Source organism: Salirhabdus salicampi (assembly GCF_024259515.1).
GTDB lineage: Bacteria > Bacillota > Bacilli > Bacillales > Alkalibacillaceae > Salirhabdus_A > Salirhabdus_A salicampi.
Genome location: NZ_JANBWE010000003.1, coordinates 313,810 through 330,036, shown reverse-complemented (window position 1 = coordinate 330,036; position 16,227 = coordinate 313,810). Strand labels below are relative to the sequence as shown.

Here is a 16,227-nt window from a genome sequence, read left to right as displayed (position 1 = left end):
CTTGTCATTGGTAATGATCTAGTGGACATTATCGAAGTTGATTCACTAATTGAAACATTTGGTCACCTAAATTAATGGATTGCGCATTAAACTGATACGCTCTTTGAACTTGCATTAGATCCGTCATTTCCGCTCCCATATCTACGTTAGACCCTTCTAATGAGCCAACGATTAACTTCGTATCAATGGGCTGGACGGCTTGGACAACTTCATCAAGCTGCACACCTAAGTCATTTGCCCGAAAGCGGTAGCTATTATCTCCTGCAGGTTCTAATGTGCGGGGATTTGTCACCTCTACCATTTCAAGGCGACCTTCCACGACAGGTTGTCCATTTCGAGTTACTTGAATAGAGCCATCATTTAGAATCGCTACGTCTTCAAAGTTATCGTTAAATTGAATCGGGCCATTATCACCGATAACCGGTGTACCTTCAGCTGTTACTAAGGCAACGGTTTCGTCATTTATTGGTTGTAAATAAAAATTTCCTGAACGAGTATAGTGGGTTTCAGTTTCCCCATTGTTATATGCAGCAATCTGGAAAAAGTGTTTCGGGTTTTCAATCGCGGCGTCCAGTGGACGATTTGTCGGTGTGATGACACCGGAAGCCGTGTTCACGTTTGTATGGGAAAGACGTGCACCTGTCCCTTGTCTTATACCAGTTGGTGTTTGACGGGGAGCTTCATCAAGCCTTGGTGTTTGGTTTAATTGTTGCATCAGCAAGGAAGAAAAGCTCGATGTTTTCGCCTTATAACCCGTCGTATTTGCGTTCGCTAAGTTATGTCCGATTAAATCCATTTTCTTTTGAAGTTGTCCCATAGTTGTCGAAGCGATTTGTGCATTTCTCATCTATTTAACCTCCTTAACGAATCCGGCCAATGTCGGTCACGGCAATTTTCATACTTTCATCGTAAGCTTTCAGTACTCGCTGGTTCATTTCAAATGATCGATATGTGCTCATCATATCTGTCATCGTCTGTTGTGGGTCCACGTTTGATCCTTCCACCATTCCCTGTTGGATTTGGAAGGTTACGCCATCGAGTTGACGCGCATCCTGCGGATTCCCCTCACCCTCATATTGGAATAAATCGTTATTCCCTTTTACGAGGTCATTGGCGTTGTCAACATACGTTACACCAATCGGAATCACATTTCCGTTTATTGTTAATTCACCACTCTTATTAACAGTGAATTCTTCATTATTTGTATCAATGGGATTGCCCCCGGCGTCTAACACGTAATGGCCATGTGCCGTCACAAGGTATCCTTCCCCATCAACAGTGAAATTCCCGTTTCTCGTATATTGTACATCTCCGTCTGCACCTTGGACAGTATATAGAAGAGCACCACTTTCATCAGGAAGGTTTCCATTCAGTAACGCAAGATCTGTATATACATCCGTATTTTGTAATGGGCCTTGTTGGAATGAAGGAATCGTTTCTTGTAAATACACACCCGAATTTAAACTGCCAATTCTCTCCCGGTACGGTAATGTTTTCCCGTTGCTAACAGGTAATGTGCGATTTTCTACACGACTCATCAACATTTCCGGAAAGGAACGAAGTGTCGTTTGTTCTGCCTTATATCCAGGTGTTAAAACGTTCGCCATATTATTGGATAAAACGTCTTGCTTTCGTTGTTGTGCAATCATGCCAGAAGCAGCACTATAATATCCTCTTAACACAACGCTTTCCTCCCTAATAAAAAATCTATTGTTTAGTCTTTTGCAATTTTGTGAATGTTCTCCAGCATCATACCAGTGCCTTTTACAACACATTGCATTGGGTCATCAGCCATTAAAACAGGTACTTTTAACTCTTCGGAAAGAAGTTGATCCAATCCGTTCAGCAAAGCTCCTCCACCTGTTAAAATTGCCCCACGATCAATGATATCTGCTGATAGTTCAGGTGGTGTCCGTTCTAACACCGACTTGGCAGCTTGTACAATAAGGGCTACCGATTCACGCAAAGCACCGTTCATTTCTTTTGAATTAACCGTTATCGTCCGTGGTAAACCGGATACTAAGTCGCGGCCGCGGATATCCATTTCTTCGTTACGACCATCCGGGAATACGGTTGCTATGTTGATTTTAATATCCTCTGCTGTCCGATCACCGATTAATAATTTATATTCCCGCTTAATATACTGAATAATTGATTGATCAAACTTGTCCCCTGCCATTTTAATAGAAGAGGCGGTGACGATATCTCCCATCGATAAAACTGCGATATCTGTCGTACCACCGCCTAAATCAATTACCATATTTCCACTTGGTTGGAATATATCCATGCCAGCACCAATGGCCGCTACCTTAGGCTCTTCTTCTAAGTATATCTTTTTTCCGCCGCTCTTCTCAGCAGCTTCTCGTATCGCCTTTTGCTCAACTTTCGTTATGTTCGTTGGGCAACAAACGAGTATACGAGGTTTAGAAAAGAAACCGCGAACATTAATCCGTTCGAGGAAATATTTCAGCATCGCTTCCGTCACATCAAAATCAGCGATTACGCCATCTTTTAAAGGACGGATTGCTTCAATGTTTCCAGGAGTACGTCCTACCATTCGTCTGGCGGCATGACCTACTTCTAAGACTTTTCCCGTGTTTCGGTCCATTGCTACAACAGATGGTTCGTTTAAGACTACCCCTTTGCCTTTTACGTGAATAAGTACGTTTGCTGTACCGAGGTCAATGCCAATATCCCTTGAAAACATGTACTATTGATCCTCCCTGCCTCTTTGTCTATTTGTCCGTAAATCACATATTTCTATTTGTTCATTTTATCATAAAAAATTACATGTGGTCGTTAATTATCAAAAAATTTTTTTACCATTATTTACGAGCACTACTAAGGAAGTCCAATTTAAGAAGGGGTTTTCGTTGTTGTACGATATTTCTTTTTCGTCGCCTCACCGCCACGCAAATGCCGGATGGACTTATGATAGTCCAAAATTTCCTTAACATCCTTCGCCAATTCAGGATTAATTTCAGGTAGCCGTTCCGTTAAATCTTTATGAACCGTACTTTTCGATACACCAAATTCCTTGGCAATCACCCTCACAGTTTTCTTCGTCTCCACGATGTATTTCCCAATCTTGATCGTTCGTTCTTTGATGTAATCGTGCACACCACTCGCCTCCCTGAGTTGGTTCTCTCAAAGGTGTGAAATGAGACAAGGTGATGGAGGTATAGAAATTAGAAATAATTCCAGATCCGTTTCGGTTTGCAGTGTATATGCATTAGGTTAGTCGCAATCCACACTTTCTCACCTCAAACCTTTCTTGCAAAGTTTGATTTGTAACATTTTATTAGATGAAATTGGTGAATATGCTTAAAATTGTTGAGGGACAAGGGGTAGAGGAAAAGTTTATTGAATAAGATAATGAGGAAATGGGAGAAAACAAAAAAATAACCCCGATATTTCGAATCGGGGTTAGGAACAAATGTTTTATGCATTTGCAGTTGTTTCGGTATCTTCTTCTTCGGATTGCTCACTATTGTCTTCTTCGCTTTGCGCTCCGTCATCTTCCTCTTCTTCTTCCTGTTCGTCATCTTCAGTACCGTCTTCTTCGGTACCTTCATCATCCATCAATTGGATTGCTGATAACGTACGATTAAAGAAGTCTTCAGGATTTAACTCCGTTCCATCTTTACGAAGCTCAAAGTGAACGTGAATTCCGTTAGCTTGTCCGAAAAGGTTTCTTCCAGCGGTTCCGATTACGTCGCCTTGTACCACTTCTGTGCCAACGTCTATGGATACATCTCCCAGACTAGCATAATGTGTAGTAACTCCGTAATCGTGTGTAAGCTCAACAACATTCCCTAATAGCGGATCATTTTTTACATTTGTTACTGTTCCACTTAAAGCGGCCATTACATCGAAAGTTTCTTCATTTGAAGAAGCGATGTCAATTCCTTTACTTTGGTAGTATTTATTATCGTAAAAAATGAGCGCTTGTTCTTGCTCTTCTGTAGAAGCGTCATAATCGTAGAATTTCGTAACGATTTGTGTTTCCTCTGCGCTTGCTACAGGCATTCTTAGTACTTCATCTTGGTCCATTACCGGAACTGTATCTTCATCATCTACTAATGAGCTTAACGGATCTTCTTCTGAACCAAGCTCGTCATTACCCATTTGTGAATCTGGCATTTCTACTGATGTTTGTTGATACCAAATCACCGCTGTTAGTAGTAATGCTGCTACTGATAAGTATACCGCCGGATAAAACCATTTTTTCTGAAGCAACCTCTTAAAAAAGGAGTTTTGATTTTTGCCTTCCTCTTTCATTTTATCACCACCTCAAAATCCATTCTGAGCAGAAAGAGGAAGAACTATACCTCCTTTTTTAAATTTTTCCTATTATTTTTCGACAGTTCCGTAATTTTATGCGTTTTTTTTATTATTTTTTAAGTTCATAACGTAAAAACCCCGAATTCCTTACTGGAATACGAGGTTTTGCCTTTAAACAGCTTTCCCTTTGAAAATTTCATCTGCTTGAATAATTTCCGTTCCTTGATAATAATGTTGAATAATTTCTTGATAAGACTTTCCTGCTTCCGCCATTCCGTTTGCACCGTATTGGCTTAAGCCAACACCATGACCATACCCTTTTGTCGTAAAAATCATATGGTCTCCTTTTATTTGAATATTGAAATCACTTGAGCTTAAATGTAATGCTTCACGTATCTCTCTACCTGTAAAGGACTTTCCAGAAATGACAATTTCTTTTACCCGGTTAGAGTCGGTCCGGGTCATCTTCGTAATAGCTTCCGGTCCACTAAAGGTTACATCAAGCATTTCTTCAACCTCGGAAATGGGGTATGTTTTTTGATCTCTAAATTTTGGTGATTTCGTATCCCACGGACTTTCTACACTTGTCAAATAGGGAAAGGCATTTTGCCAGTACTCCTCAGCATTTTCCGTATATCCATTGCTCGTTGAAAAGAAGGTTGCTGTAATCGGCTCTTCGTTGTATACGATAATTTCACCTTTCGTTTCTAAAACTGCTTCTTTAATTTTTTTCATTTTCCAGTTGAAATCTGATCCCCATATTTTCCGTAATTGTTCCTCGTCTTTATACACTTGATCCTGTATCGTATCGGTCACGTGAAATTCTCCTTCTTCTGTCTCTTTCCACTGCTTTCGTACAATATACGTTCTTGCCGCCAACGCCTGTGCTTTTAAAGCTTCTTTTTCGAATTCGGCCGGCATTTCAGAGGCCACAACTCTCGCTACGTATGTTTCTAACGGAACATCTTCAACACTTTCTGCCACTGTTCGAAATACCGCTACATGTGGGCCATCATTCAAATCTACTTCTTCTGTTTCATCCTCTCTTGTTTCTTGACTCCCTTCATAGTTTTGTTCTGCTTCATCTGCGGTAATAAATGGAGCAACAATCGCCGCCGGAATAATGAGTACGACTACTACAATGACAAGAGCAGTATAAATACTAGTATATTTCCAATTCATGAACAGGCCTCCTTTTCTTCTCTATTATCTAAATGTATACAGGAGGCCGATTTAATAGAACTAAAAAAAGAAAAGGACGATAAAATCGCCCTTTTCCCTTAAAGTGATGATATTTGATTGGAAGGAATTGTCGTTTCCTCTTCTTCATTTATCCGTGTAATATTTGCACCAATGCCTTTTAACTTTTCAGCAAGATTTACATAACCACGATCAATATGCCTTAGTTCCGTTACTCGGGTGTAACCTTCCGCTACGAGGCCAGCTAATATTAACGCTGCCCCTGCACGCAAATCCGTTGCTGAAACTTCAGCACCTTGTAATTCCATTGGTCCTTCAATAATAGCACTTCGTCCTTCGATTTTCACATTTGCATTCATACGACGAAATTCTTCAACATGCATAAAGCGGTTTTCAAAAACCGTTTCCGTTATTACACTTGTTCCTACTGCACGCATTGCAAGTGTCATCATTTGTGCCTGCACATCTGTTGGAAAACCAGGATAAGGTAATGTTTTAATGTCTACAGGCTTTAGCTTTTCTGGTCCAACAACTCTGAGTCCATCTGCTTCTTCACCTATGAGCACACCCATTTCTTCCATCTTTGCAATCACAGAGCGTAGGTGGTCAGGTTCTGCGTTCTTAACAAGCACATTTCCACCAGTAATAGCCGCGGCAACCATGAATGTTGCGGCCTCAATACGATCTGGTATGATAACATGTTCAGTACCGCTTAATTGATCCACACCATCAATGCGGATCGTTTCTGTACCAGCACCGACAACGTTAGCACCCATTTTCGTCAGGAAGTTAGCAAGATCAACAATTTCAGGTTCTCTTGCGCAATTTTCAATAATGGTTCTGCCTTCAGCTAACGCTGCTGCCATCATAATGTTTTCTGTCGCTCCTACACTTGGGAAATCCAAGTATATGCGAGCACCTTTTAAACGCTCTTCCGTATATACTTCGACAAAGCCATTACCAACGTTTACTTTCGCTCCCATGGCTTCAAAACCTTTTAAATGCTGGTCGATCGGTCTAGAGCCGATGGCACAACCACCTGGCAGTGCAACCTTTGCATGACCATAGCGTGCTAAAAGCGGTCCTAATACGAGGACAGACGCACGCATTTTGCGGACATACTCAAACGGAGCTTCAGTTTTTAAATATCTTGCTGCATCAATTACTATTGTATTATCATGTGAAAGTACATTCACATTCATATATCGTAGCACTTCACTTATCGTTTCAACGTCAGCTAGCGCGGGCACCTCATGAATGACACTTTTTCCTTCACTTGCCATTATACTTGCTGCGATGACAGGCAGTACGGCATTCTTAGCACCTTCAACTTTTACAGTGCCTTTCAGCTGCCTCCCACCACTTACAATGATTTTTTCCAAGACTTTCCCCTCCGCGTCTAATTTCACTATATTAATATTCAACAATTAGGATTGGTGTGCCTAATGTTATAATTGTTCCGGTGCCCAATCCTTCACGAACTGCGATTTGCACGTTCATTTGCTCATTTTCATTAACTGGAATACTATTTACTTGCCACGATTTTACGTAACCAGATATCGTTAAGAAATCGTTTTCTGTTATTTTATGAATCCATTTTACATCGGTTTGTTGTTGAAAATTTTCCAAAAAGATATTCTTATCAATTTTATCATTGGTTTTCGACTTCACACAAGTGAAAATCGAGTATTCTTTGACGAAGAAATGAGATAATGCTCGATTCATGTAACGTTTTGTCATTTCTTCTATATCTTCATCCCAATGTTTCCCAGTTATCGTATAACGGATTTCCGTATATGGCATATGGTGACCTTTCACTATTGATATCTTTTCGGTGATTCCTTCCGTTTTTTGTCCGTCTATTATTTCATAAACGATCGCTTCTTCAGATTCTTTCATGTTTATTGATTGGTTCGGGTATGATTCCCCCATTGCTAGCAACAATTCATCTATATCTCTATTAATCTTCTCTTTTACATTGATTTGCCATTCTGAAGTAGGTAATGACTGTGAATCTAGTATATGGGAAAGCTCTTGCAATGGTTGTAAATGGTCAGCCGATTTAGCATTTGTCTTATCGTTTACGATGGAATATGCAGCAATAATGAATATCATAGCAATCAAAACATTTCGATACATAAAAAAATCTCCTCCTCCTTTTGTCATCCATAGTATGGGCAGGAGAAAGAGATGATAAACATGTAAAAATCTATTGATTTTCGACAACTAGATTAAAAGAGATAAATTAATTCTTGGGACCAGCGTAAAAATTCTAAAAAGAAACGGCTTACTGTTGTCCCAATGGCAACCGTTACTAATATAAATAATAAATTGGCCTGCACCGTGTGGCCTTTTTTAAAGATTACATCAAACCGAACCGATTGTAATACCCACCAAGTAACAATGATGAAAAAAATGTGGGACATAATTCCGGTCAAAGCATGTATTCCTAACGATTGAAGCATAAGTTCAGCCTCCTTTTCTAACATCGTATACAACCTTGACACGGATTCACAGTTTTGTCAATTGCTCACTATATATGTTAAAACAAGTTTACGATTAGGCTTGGTACGATTCCGAGAAGGATTGTTCCAATAATACAACTTACAATCGTAATCGTAATTGGCCCTTTTATCGTAACCGTCGTCTCCGAATGTGGTGGACGGATATACATTTGGACTAAAACATTAAAGTAATAGACATATGAAATAATTGTAGCTACAGCCATTACCCCGGCCAATACGTACAACGACGGATCGTGTACCAGCGCAGTCATAAAGATTTTGAACTTGGCGATAAACCCGGCAGTACCTGGAATTCCCGCTAATGAAATGAGAAAGACGGTCATCAATAATGCTATGACACTATTTTTTTGGTAAAGCCCGGCAAATGCTGTCACCTTCTCCGACTTCTCTTCTAATGTCACAATTTGAATGATGGCGAAGGCCCCAATGTTCATAAATAAATATGAAAGCAAATAAAACCATAAATGTTCAAAGGATACAGACGTCCACCCTACTAACGGAATGAGCAGGAAGCCTGCATGGCCAATACTTGAATAAGCGAGCATCCGCTTTATGTTTTGTTGCCTTAATGCCGCTAAGTTTCCGACAAGCATCGTTAAAATGGCTAACAAGCTAATAAAGCCGACCATTGATCCAAATAAACTTTCATTTTCTGTTAAACCTGGCGTCTCTGCAAAGACGGTAAAATAGATTCGGATGATCATAAAGAATCCAGCTGCTTTTGATACAACACTTAAAAATGCTGTAACAGGTATAGGAGCACCTACATAAACATCCGGTGCCCACATGTGAAATGGTACCGAGGAAATTTTAAATGATAACCCGATAAAGGTAATGATGAAACCAATGATCGCGAGTGGCTCTCCACTTCCTAACGAAGATGACATTTCCCGGGAAATTTCGACTAGGTTCGTCGTTCCTGTCAGTCCATATATGTAGCTAAATCCGAATAACGTAAAAGCTGTTGCAATACTACCGTTAATTAAAAATTTCATTGAACTAACAGTTGAACGGGCTTCTTTTCCTTTAAAACCGACAAGTACATAGGAGGAAAGGGACAATAGTTCTAAACCGACAAACAAGGTTATAAGATCTCCTCCAGATGCAACCATCATCGCCCCTAACAGCGCGGTTAAAAGTAAGTAGTAATATTCCCCACGGTCATGCATTTCATCATTATGTTCTTTCGACATAGCCATGAACAAAACGAACAATGTCCCAAGCAATAACACAAACTTACTGTAGTAAGCAAAATGGTCAAATATATATGTGTCATACAAAATGGAAACTTGTGCACTAGCTGACTGCGTGAATAAAAACAAGAGTGCGATTCCGATTCCGGCTGCGGATAACCATCCACAAATATCCTTTTTCGCCTTGTGGTTTGAAAACAAATCAAATAGAGAGACAACAATGGTGGTAATAAGAATGGAAAACTCTGGTGCCATCATATGCCATTCAAAGCTTAATAACGTTTTTATATCCATCGGTTATCCCCCTATCCCTGTTAATATCGTTTCAATTGTAATCTGTAAATGTTCTGCGACAATATTCGGATATATGCCAATGATAATGATAGTTGCAGTTAACACGACAGCTGGCGGCCATTCTACCGGCTGTAAATCCGTTATATCTTTAAAGTCTTCTGCTTGCTTCCCGTACGTTATCGATAAGATAGCACGCAACATGTATACAACGGTCATAATTATGCCAATTGTCGCGATTGCGCCCATTACCGGCATCTCACGGAAAATGCCTAAAAACACCATAAATTCACTAATAAATCCACTCATCCCCGGTAAACCGAGTGCGGCCAAACCAGCAATCAGTAAGTAGGCGGATATGACAGGAGTAAAGGAAGCAAATCCCCCTAATTTTTCGATGTTGGTTGTACCGGTACGTATGAACAGAACACCTACAAAGAAAAAAAGGAGTGCGGATATTAAACCGTGAGAGATGGCCTGAAAGATAGCTCCTTGTATGCCCGCTTCATTAAAAGCGGCCAATCCAATTAGGACAAGTCCCATATGGGAGATACTGGCATATGCTAACACCTTTCTAAGCTCGGTTTGAACAAAGGCTAAAAATGCTCCATATAATAAGTTCACAATTCCTAACGTGACAATTAGTGGTGCAAGATTAAGAAAGGCATCCGGGAAAAACCCTAGTCCGAATTTCACTAATCCATATGCTCCAATTTTGAGTAGCACACCGGCGTGAATCATCACGATAACAGGTGGTGCATGTACGTGCACTTTTACCATCCACGAATGAAACGGTACAATCGGTAACTTTATTCCAAACGCAACAATCAAAGCTATGAGGATCGTAGTGTTTGTGACCGAAGTGCCATTCGTTTGAAAATGGTTTGCCACTGCATCGTAATTCGTCGTTCCACTTAACACCATAATCCCGACAATACCTAGCAATAAAATGAGTGAACCAATTCCATTGTAAATGACATATCGGTACGCAGCATGCTCTCGGTCAACACCGCCCCATTTCCCAATCAGGAAAAACATAGGGACTAACGTTAACTCAAAAAAGATAAAAAAGAGGAATAAGTTATCTGCTAAAAACACGCCTAATATTCCGGTTTCAAGCAGAAACAACAACTGATAAAACAGTTTTGCATTGTCATTAACTTGATAATAAATTATGAGCGTTACCAAAAACGTAATTAACGCTGTTAGCATAACGAACAGGAGACTAAGTCCGTCCATCGCAAGTTCATAATCAATATGAACGTTCCCAACCTCAATCCAATGCACCGATTCACGAATTGTGCCAATGCCGATTTGTTTATACAACATCGTTGCTATGAATAGAGGGATAATACTAGTGATTGTTGCAACTGTGTATAACACTTTTTCCTTTTTGTCTCGTAAAAACATAAAGATAAAAAAACCTAGAAACGGGGAAAAGACTAACAGTGATAATAAGCCCATTTATAAGTGCCCCCCTTTCACAATAAAGACGAATAAAATGACGACAAATCCGACAAAGGCGACAGTTCCGTATAATTGTGGTTGACCTGTTTGTAATTTCGAGGTTAAACGGCTTAACGACGTAACAGCTCCACGAATAACTTCAATCGTTAGTTGAATGACATATTTTTCAATAGAACGAAAGGCGATCCCGATTGCCCTTGCCCCATTAACAAATGTATATTGATACCATTCATCTAAATAATATTTGTTGTAAAACATTCGATAGGTTGAGGAGAATAAATCCTTCCATTCCTCATGGTCTACCGATTTCTTCACATAGATGAGATATGCCAAATAGATACCGCTTAAAGAAACGATAGTTGTAATGAAAATGAGCCAAATGCCCCCGTGATGCTCCTTCGGTATAAAGGCATTTGTTTCGTATAACCAGTGTGCTAAAAAGGAACCGAACCATTCTGAATTGGAGTATCCAGCTAAAATCGCTAAAAGTGCTAACAACCCCATTGGAATTTTCATTGCAATTGAAAGTGGGGTACGCTCCACTTCTTTCCCCTTGTTTCTTCCATAAAACATAAGGAAATACAAGCGAAACATATATAGCGATGTTAAAAAAGCGGTGACTAATGCGACAACGAATAGTCCATAATTGCCCCGTTCCCAAATCGCGACAAAAATAGCTTCTTTACTAAAAAATCCTGATAAAAATGGGAAGCCGCTAATTGCTAATGTTCCAATGAGAAAGATGATGTTTGTAAATTTTAATTCATGGCGAAGCCCACCCATTTGTTTAATGTTTTGGGTATGAACTTGATGAATAATCGCACCAGCTGCTACGAACAATAGGGCTTTAAAGAATGCGTGTGTAAATAGATGAAAAATCCCTGCTACATACCCTGCCATTCCTAAGGCAAGCATCATATATCCTAATTGGGACACAGTGGAATAGGCGAGAACACGTTTCACATCATTTTGGACGAGGCCAATTGTTGCTGCAAAAATGGCTGTAAACGCACCGACGATTGCAACAGTGAGCATTGCAACCTCACTTAGTGCAAAAAGCGGATACATAACCGCCACTAAATATACACCTGCAGCCACCATCGTAGCTGCGTGAATAAGGGCGGACACCGGCGTCGGCCCCTCCATTGCGTCTGGCAGCCACGTATGGAGCGGAAATTGACCAGACTTTCCAATCGCACCGACAAAGAATAAAATGGCGATGAACGTAATCATCCCTTCATTTACTTCCCCATTTGTGATTGCGGAAAATATTGTCGACAAGTGAAGGCTCCCTGTTTGCCAGAAAAGAAGAATTATCCCAATGAGTAAACCAATGTCACCGATACGTGTTATTATGAAAGCTTTTTTCGCTGCTTGCTTGGCACTTTCTTTATAAAAGTAAAAGCCGATCAATAAAAATGAACCTAAACCGACCAGTTCCCAGAACATATAAAACTGAAGTAAGTTTGGCGACATAACCAATCCTAGCATTGCCGCGCTAAATAAACTTAAATAGGCGAAGAAAACTGAATAGCGATCATCACCTTTCATATAACCGATCGAATAAAGGTGGATAAGAAAACTAATAAATGCAACGAGCACAATCATTAAGCCGTTTAACGGATTTAACAAGATCCCCACGGTTAGCTCTAATGAGCCAATCGTTAACCACGCCCTCTCTATCTCATAGAGAGGCGTAACGAGTAATTCTTTTCCTACGAAAAGAGCCAGTAGTAGTGAAACACCGACAAAGAATGAGGCGATGTATCCACTCCAATCTTTTACGTAGGACCGAAACGAAATCAAAATGATAAACGACACAAACGGTAGCAACGGGATGAGCCAAGCCATTTCAAACATCTTTATCACAAATCCCTTCTCACAAAGGTAATGCCTTGTTTTATTCGATTAATCATTCACTACAGTGAGCTCATCAATTTTTACAGACTTCCGATGTCGGTATATAGCAATTAAAATTGCCATACCTACTGCAACTTCAGCAGCTGCAATCGTAATCGTAAACAGAGAAAATACTTGTCCTGTAATGTTTGGGTTCATGCCCAATTTACTAAATGCAACAAGATTTAGATTTACCGCGTTAAGCATAAGTTCAATTGATATGAGAACGATAATGGTATTTCGCTTCGTTAAGGCACCAAACAATCCAATACAAAATAAGATTAAGGCGAGGAGTAAGTGTGATATGAGCGGTACACCTGTCATTCCTCTTTCGCCCCCTCTCCTTTCGTGAGTACGACTGCTCCAACTAATGCAACAAGTAATACTACCGATACAAGTTCAAAGGGAATGACATAATGGGCAAACAATTTTTCTCCAATTTGCTCTGTATTGTTCACGTGAAGTGTTGTCGCTTCCCCCTCAATATATAAATGGCGTATAGCCCGATATACGATAAGAAAGAAGGCTAACACACCAATACCGACGATCGTTGTACGTAAAGTGTTCCGACTTCCGTGGTCAGTTGCTTTGTATTTCGTCAGCATAATGCCAAAAATCAACACAATGGTGACAGCACCTGAATAAATTAAAATTTGGACGACGGCAACGAACTCAGCCGACAACATAAAGTAAACGCCAGCTAAACTTAAAAAGGTTACAACAAGCGCTAACACCATATGTATCACTTGTCGCAATGTGATCATTAAAATGCCGCCGATGATGGACATGGCCGAAAGGAGAAGAAACAAAATTAATTCGCCATTCATATTAATTCTCCTTTCGAATGTTCGTGTCGTTTTCATCCAGCCATTGCAGGTCCTTAAACAACTCATCCCGCGAGTATTCGGCCAACTCAAAGTTGTTTGTCATTACAATTGCTTCCGTCGGACAAACCTCCGTACACAAGTCACAAAGAATACAAATTTCAAAATTGATATCGTATGTCTCGATGACTCTTCCTTTACGTTCCGGATCAGGATGTTTTTTTCCCGTTAATGAAATACAATCAGTTGGACAAACGTTAACACATTGGTTACAAACGATACACTTTTCCGGGTAAAATTTTTGTATTCCACGAAAACGGTCCGGTAACGGTAAGGATTCATCCGGATAATCATATGTCACTTTCGACTTCGTCATATTTTTCAACGTATATTTTAATCCTTTTGCTAACCCCATCATCAAACATGCACCACCTTTTTATAGAAAGAGTTCCTTAATGATGGCTGATATAAAGATATTCGCCATCGCAACCGGTAATAGCACTTTCCAACCGAATTCCATTAATTGATCTGCCCGTAAGCGAGGCAACGTGGAGCGGATCCACATAAAGAGGAAGACTACAATCATTAATTTTACGGCAAACCAAATGTATCCCGGTATAAAACCGAGGCCAATAATTGGGTTCCATCCTCCTAAGAAGAGAACCGTAATTAAGGCAGACATGGCAAATAAGTACACATATTCAGCCAACATGAAAAACGCCCAGCGGAACCCTGAGTATTCGACATGATAACCAGCAACGAGCTCTGATTCTGCTTCCGGTAAATCAAATGGTGTCCGGTTTAATTCTGCAGTGGCAGAGATGAAAAAAATGATAAAGCCGATCGGTTGAAGTAATATATACGGAATCATCGCTTGCTTTTCTACAATAGTCGTTAGATTGAGACTGCCGGCAAACAATACAACTCCAACAACAGACATAATAAGTGGGATTTCATAGGAAATCATTTGTGCAGCCGAACGCATACCACCCATAAGGGCATATTTATTATTGGAAGCCCACCCTGCCGTTACGACACCGATTGTAGATAGTCCCGATATGGCTATGAAATAGAGTAATCCAACACCTATGTCCGTAAACTTTAGTGCATCCGTAAAAGGAATCACGGCTAATACCATAAAAGAAGGAACGAACGCTATGACTGGTGCTAAAATAAATAAAATCCGGTCAGCATTTTTAGGACGAACATCCTCCTTTACTAACAGTTTGAGAACGTCTGCAATAGACTGTAGTAATCCGAACCGACCACCAACCCTTGCAGGACCTTTGCGCAGCTGAATAAAACCCATCACTTTTCGTTCGGCTAGAATGGAGTAGGTCACAAAGCCGAGTACGACTGACATTAGCGGTAAGACAATCATTGCAAACGTGATCATGTTCTCCATTGCTGGGGGAGATGCTAACAGTTCTTCAATCCAAGTCATTACCCATCAACCTCCCCGAGGACAATATCTATACCACCTAAAATAGCGACTAAATTCGCCATGTTTTCATCTTTTAGTAGTTTCGGTAAGATTTGTAGATTATAGAAAGATGGTCGTCTGAACTTTAAGCGATATGGTTGTTTTTTTCCATCACTGGCAATATAGCAGCCGATTTCACCTCGGGGGGATTCAATGCGGACATAAACTTCCCCCTTTGGCGGCTTAATCACCTTTGGCACTTTCCCTAACACATCTCCTTCATCAGGGAATTGTTCGACGGCTTGCTCTAATATATTTAAAGCTTGCTCTATTTCTTCCATTCTACATTCGTAACGTGCATAACAGTCCCCCGTTTTACGGGTCGGGACACTGAACTCGAAACGGTCATAAATAGAATACGGTTCATCTCTACGCAGATCGAAATCGACTCCTGTACAGCGTAAATTAGCTCCACTTAATGAATATTGGATCGCATCTTGCGCAGTGTATGTGCCAACACCTTTCACTCGGTTCAAAAAAATTTCATTGCCACTTACGAGATCGTGGTAGCCTTTTAATTGCTCACGCATGTAGGGGATAAATTCTTCTACTTTTTGAATCCATCCGTCGGGTGCATCCCATTTTACACCTCCGACACGCATGTAATTGAATGTTAATCTAGCACCACACAATTCATTTAATAGATTAATAATCATCTCCCGGTCACGGAATGCATAAAGAAAGGGACTTGTTGCCCCAATGTCTAATAAATATGTACCAAACCAAACGAGATGACTGGCAACTCTTCCTAATTCCATTGCAATAACACGTAAATACTCCGCGCGGTCTGGTATTTCCAAACCCATTAATGTTTCCGTTGCGTGACATAAGACGTAATTGTTCGTCATAGCTGACAAATAATCCATGCGGTCCGTGTATGGAATAATTTGCGTATATGTAAGATCTTCAGCTAGCTTCTCTGTTCCACGGTGAAGATATCCAATGACAGGTGTAGCTTCGCGTATGACTTCACCTTCTACTTTTACAACTAGGCGAAACACACCGTGTGTACTCGGGTGCTGTGGTCCTACATTTAATAGCATCTCTTCAGTTCGAATCAT

General features: G+C 40.3%; 17 protein-coding genes. All 17 read right to left on the bottom strand.

What is annotated here, in order from left to right:
* Nucleotides 1-28 precede the first annotated feature (28 nt).
* The 17 genes from NLW78_RS11545 to NLW78_RS11465 all read right to left on the bottom strand — a co-directional run bounded on the left by NLW78_RS11545 (nucleotide 29) and on the right by NLW78_RS11465 (nucleotide 16,227).
* The gene (locus NLW78_RS11545) at nucleotides 29-847 is read right to left on the bottom strand and encodes a flagellar hook-basal body protein (RefSeq protein ID WP_254497281.1); all 819 of its coding nucleotides are present in this window, start codon (nucleotides 845-847) and stop codon (nucleotides 29-31) included.
* 13 nt (nucleotides 848-860) lie between these two features.
* On the bottom strand, nucleotides 861-1,682 hold the full coding sequence (locus tag NLW78_RS11540; protein ID WP_254497280.1) for a flagellar hook-basal body protein: 822 nt from the start codon (nucleotides 1,680-1,682) through the stop codon (nucleotides 861-863).
* A gap of 32 nt (nucleotides 1,683-1,714) precedes the next feature.
* Nucleotides 1,715-2,707: a rod shape-determining protein gene (locus NLW78_RS11535; RefSeq protein WP_254497279.1), complete on the bottom strand. Its 993-nt coding sequence runs from the start codon at nucleotides 2,705-2,707 to the stop codon at nucleotides 1,715-1,717.
* 149 nt (nucleotides 2,708-2,856) lie between these two features.
* The gene (spoIIID, locus tag NLW78_RS11530; RefSeq protein WP_254497278.1) at nucleotides 2,857-3,120 is read right to left on the bottom strand and encodes a sporulation transcriptional regulator SpoIIID; all 264 of its coding nucleotides are present in this window, start codon (nucleotides 3,118-3,120) and stop codon (nucleotides 2,857-2,859) included.
* A gap of 321 nt (nucleotides 3,121-3,441) precedes the next feature.
* Entirely contained in the window at nucleotides 3,442-4,281 is an 840-nt protein-coding gene (gene spoIIQ, locus NLW78_RS11525; RefSeq protein WP_254497277.1) for a stage II sporulation protein SpoIIQ, read from the bottom strand.
* A 174-nt stretch (nucleotides 4,282-4,455) separates the two neighbouring features.
* A complete protein-coding gene (gene spoIID / locus NLW78_RS11520; protein ID WP_254497276.1) occupies nucleotides 4,456-5,466 on the bottom strand; it encodes a stage II sporulation protein D in 1,011 nt (336 codons plus the stop codon).
* Nucleotides 5,467-5,564: 98 nt separating this feature from the next.
* Entirely contained in the window at nucleotides 5,565-6,866 is a 1,302-nt protein-coding gene (gene murA / locus NLW78_RS11515; protein ID WP_254497275.1) for a UDP-N-acetylglucosamine 1-carboxyvinyltransferase, read from the bottom strand.
* A gap of 31 nt (nucleotides 6,867-6,897) precedes the next feature.
* Entirely contained in the window at nucleotides 6,898-7,623 is a 726-nt protein-coding gene (locus NLW78_RS11510; protein WP_254497274.1) for a YwmB family TATA-box binding protein, read from the bottom strand.
* Nucleotides 7,624-7,715: 92 nt separating this feature from the next.
* Entirely contained in the window at nucleotides 7,716-7,949 is a 234-nt protein-coding gene (locus NLW78_RS11505; protein ID WP_254497273.1) for a DUF1146 family protein, read from the bottom strand.
* Between the two features lie 77 nt (nucleotides 7,950-8,026).
* A complete protein-coding gene (gene nuoN, locus NLW78_RS11500) occupies nucleotides 8,027-9,496 on the bottom strand; it encodes an NADH-quinone oxidoreductase subunit NuoN (protein WP_254497272.1) in 1,470 nt (489 codons plus the stop codon).
* A gap of 3 nt (nucleotides 9,497-9,499) precedes the next feature.
* Nucleotides 9,500-10,957: a complex I subunit 4 family protein gene (locus tag NLW78_RS11495; RefSeq protein ID WP_254497271.1), complete on the bottom strand. Its 1,458-nt coding sequence runs from the start codon at nucleotides 10,955-10,957 to the stop codon at nucleotides 9,500-9,502.
* Entirely contained in the window at nucleotides 10,958-12,820 is a 1,863-nt protein-coding gene (gene nuoL, locus NLW78_RS11490) for an NADH-quinone oxidoreductase subunit L (protein ID WP_254497374.1), read from the bottom strand.
* A gap of 48 nt (nucleotides 12,821-12,868) precedes the next feature.
* Complete coding sequence (gene nuoK / locus NLW78_RS11485) at nucleotides 12,869-13,183, bottom strand: NADH-quinone oxidoreductase subunit NuoK (protein ID WP_254497270.1); 315 nt, start codon at nucleotides 13,181-13,183, stop codon at nucleotides 12,869-12,871.
* Nucleotides 13,180-13,686, bottom strand: coding sequence for an NADH-quinone oxidoreductase subunit J (locus tag NLW78_RS11480; protein ID WP_254497269.1), 507 nt, complete (start codon nucleotides 13,684-13,686; stop codon nucleotides 13,180-13,182). Before NLW78_RS11480 ends, nuoK begins: the two co-directional genes overlap by 4 nt.
* A 1-nt stretch (nucleotide 13,687) precedes the next feature.
* Nucleotides 13,688-14,101 (bottom strand): NADH-quinone oxidoreductase subunit NuoI, encoded by a 414-nt coding sequence (gene nuoI, locus NLW78_RS11475; protein WP_254497373.1) that lies wholly within the window; start codon nucleotides 14,099-14,101, stop codon nucleotides 13,688-13,690.
* Between the two features lie 18 nt (nucleotides 14,102-14,119).
* Entirely contained in the window at nucleotides 14,120-15,127 is a 1,008-nt protein-coding gene (gene nuoH / locus NLW78_RS11470; protein WP_437181969.1) for an NADH-quinone oxidoreductase subunit NuoH, read from the bottom strand.
* Nucleotides 15,127-16,227, bottom strand: a complete 1,101-nt coding sequence (locus NLW78_RS11465) for an NADH-quinone oxidoreductase subunit D (protein WP_254497268.1) — start codon at nucleotides 16,225-16,227, stop codon at nucleotides 15,127-15,129. The genes nuoH and NLW78_RS11465 overlap by 1 nt, the downstream gene beginning before the upstream one ends.

Coding starts and splice junctions, on each gene's coding strand:
- NLW78_RS11545 (WP_254497281.1), bottom strand. CDS start 847: ATGAGAAATGCACAAATCGCTTCGACAACTATGGGACAACTTCAAAAG.
- NLW78_RS11535 (WP_254497279.1), bottom strand. CDS start 2,707: ATGTTTTCAAGGGATATTGGCATTGACCTCGGTACAGCAAACGTACTT.
- spoIIQ (WP_254497277.1), bottom strand. CDS start 4,281: ATGAAAGAGGAAGGCAAAAATCAAAACTCCTTTTTTAAGAGGTTGCTT.
- spoIID (WP_254497276.1), bottom strand. CDS start 5,466: ATGAATTGGAAATATACTAGTATTTATACTGCTCTTGTCATTGTAGTA.
- NLW78_RS11510 (WP_254497274.1), bottom strand. CDS start 7,623: ATGTATCGAAATGTTTTGATTGCTATGATATTCATTATTGCTGCATAT.
- NLW78_RS11505 (WP_254497273.1), bottom strand. CDS start 7,949: ATGCTTCAATCGTTAGGAATACATGCTTTGACCGGAATTATGTCCCAC.
- nuoN (WP_254497272.1), bottom strand. CDS start 9,496: ATGGATATAAAAACGTTATTAAGCTTTGAATGGCATATGATGGCACCA.
- NLW78_RS11495 (WP_254497271.1), bottom strand. CDS start 10,957: ATGGGCTTATTATCACTGTTAGTCTTTTCCCCGTTTCTAGGTTTTTTT.
- nuoL (WP_254497374.1), bottom strand. CDS start 12,820: ATGTTTGAAATGGCTTGGCTCATCCCGTTGCTACCGTTTGTGTCGTTT.
- nuoK (WP_254497270.1), bottom strand. CDS start 13,183: ATGACAGGTGTACCGCTCATATCACACTTACTCCTCGCCTTAATCTTA.
- NLW78_RS11480 (WP_254497269.1), bottom strand. CDS start 13,686: ATGAATGGCGAATTAATTTTGTTTCTTCTCCTTTCGGCCATGTCCATC.
- nuoI (WP_254497373.1), bottom strand. CDS start 14,101: ATGATGGGGTTAGCAAAAGGATTAAAATATACGTTGAAAAATATGACG.
- nuoH (WP_437181969.1), bottom strand. CDS start 15,127: ATGACTTGGATTGAAGAACTGTTAGCATCTCCCCCAGCAATGGAGAAC.
- NLW78_RS11465 (WP_254497268.1), bottom strand. CDS start 16,227: ATGATTCGAACTGAAGAGATGCTATTAAATGTAGGACCACAGCACCCG.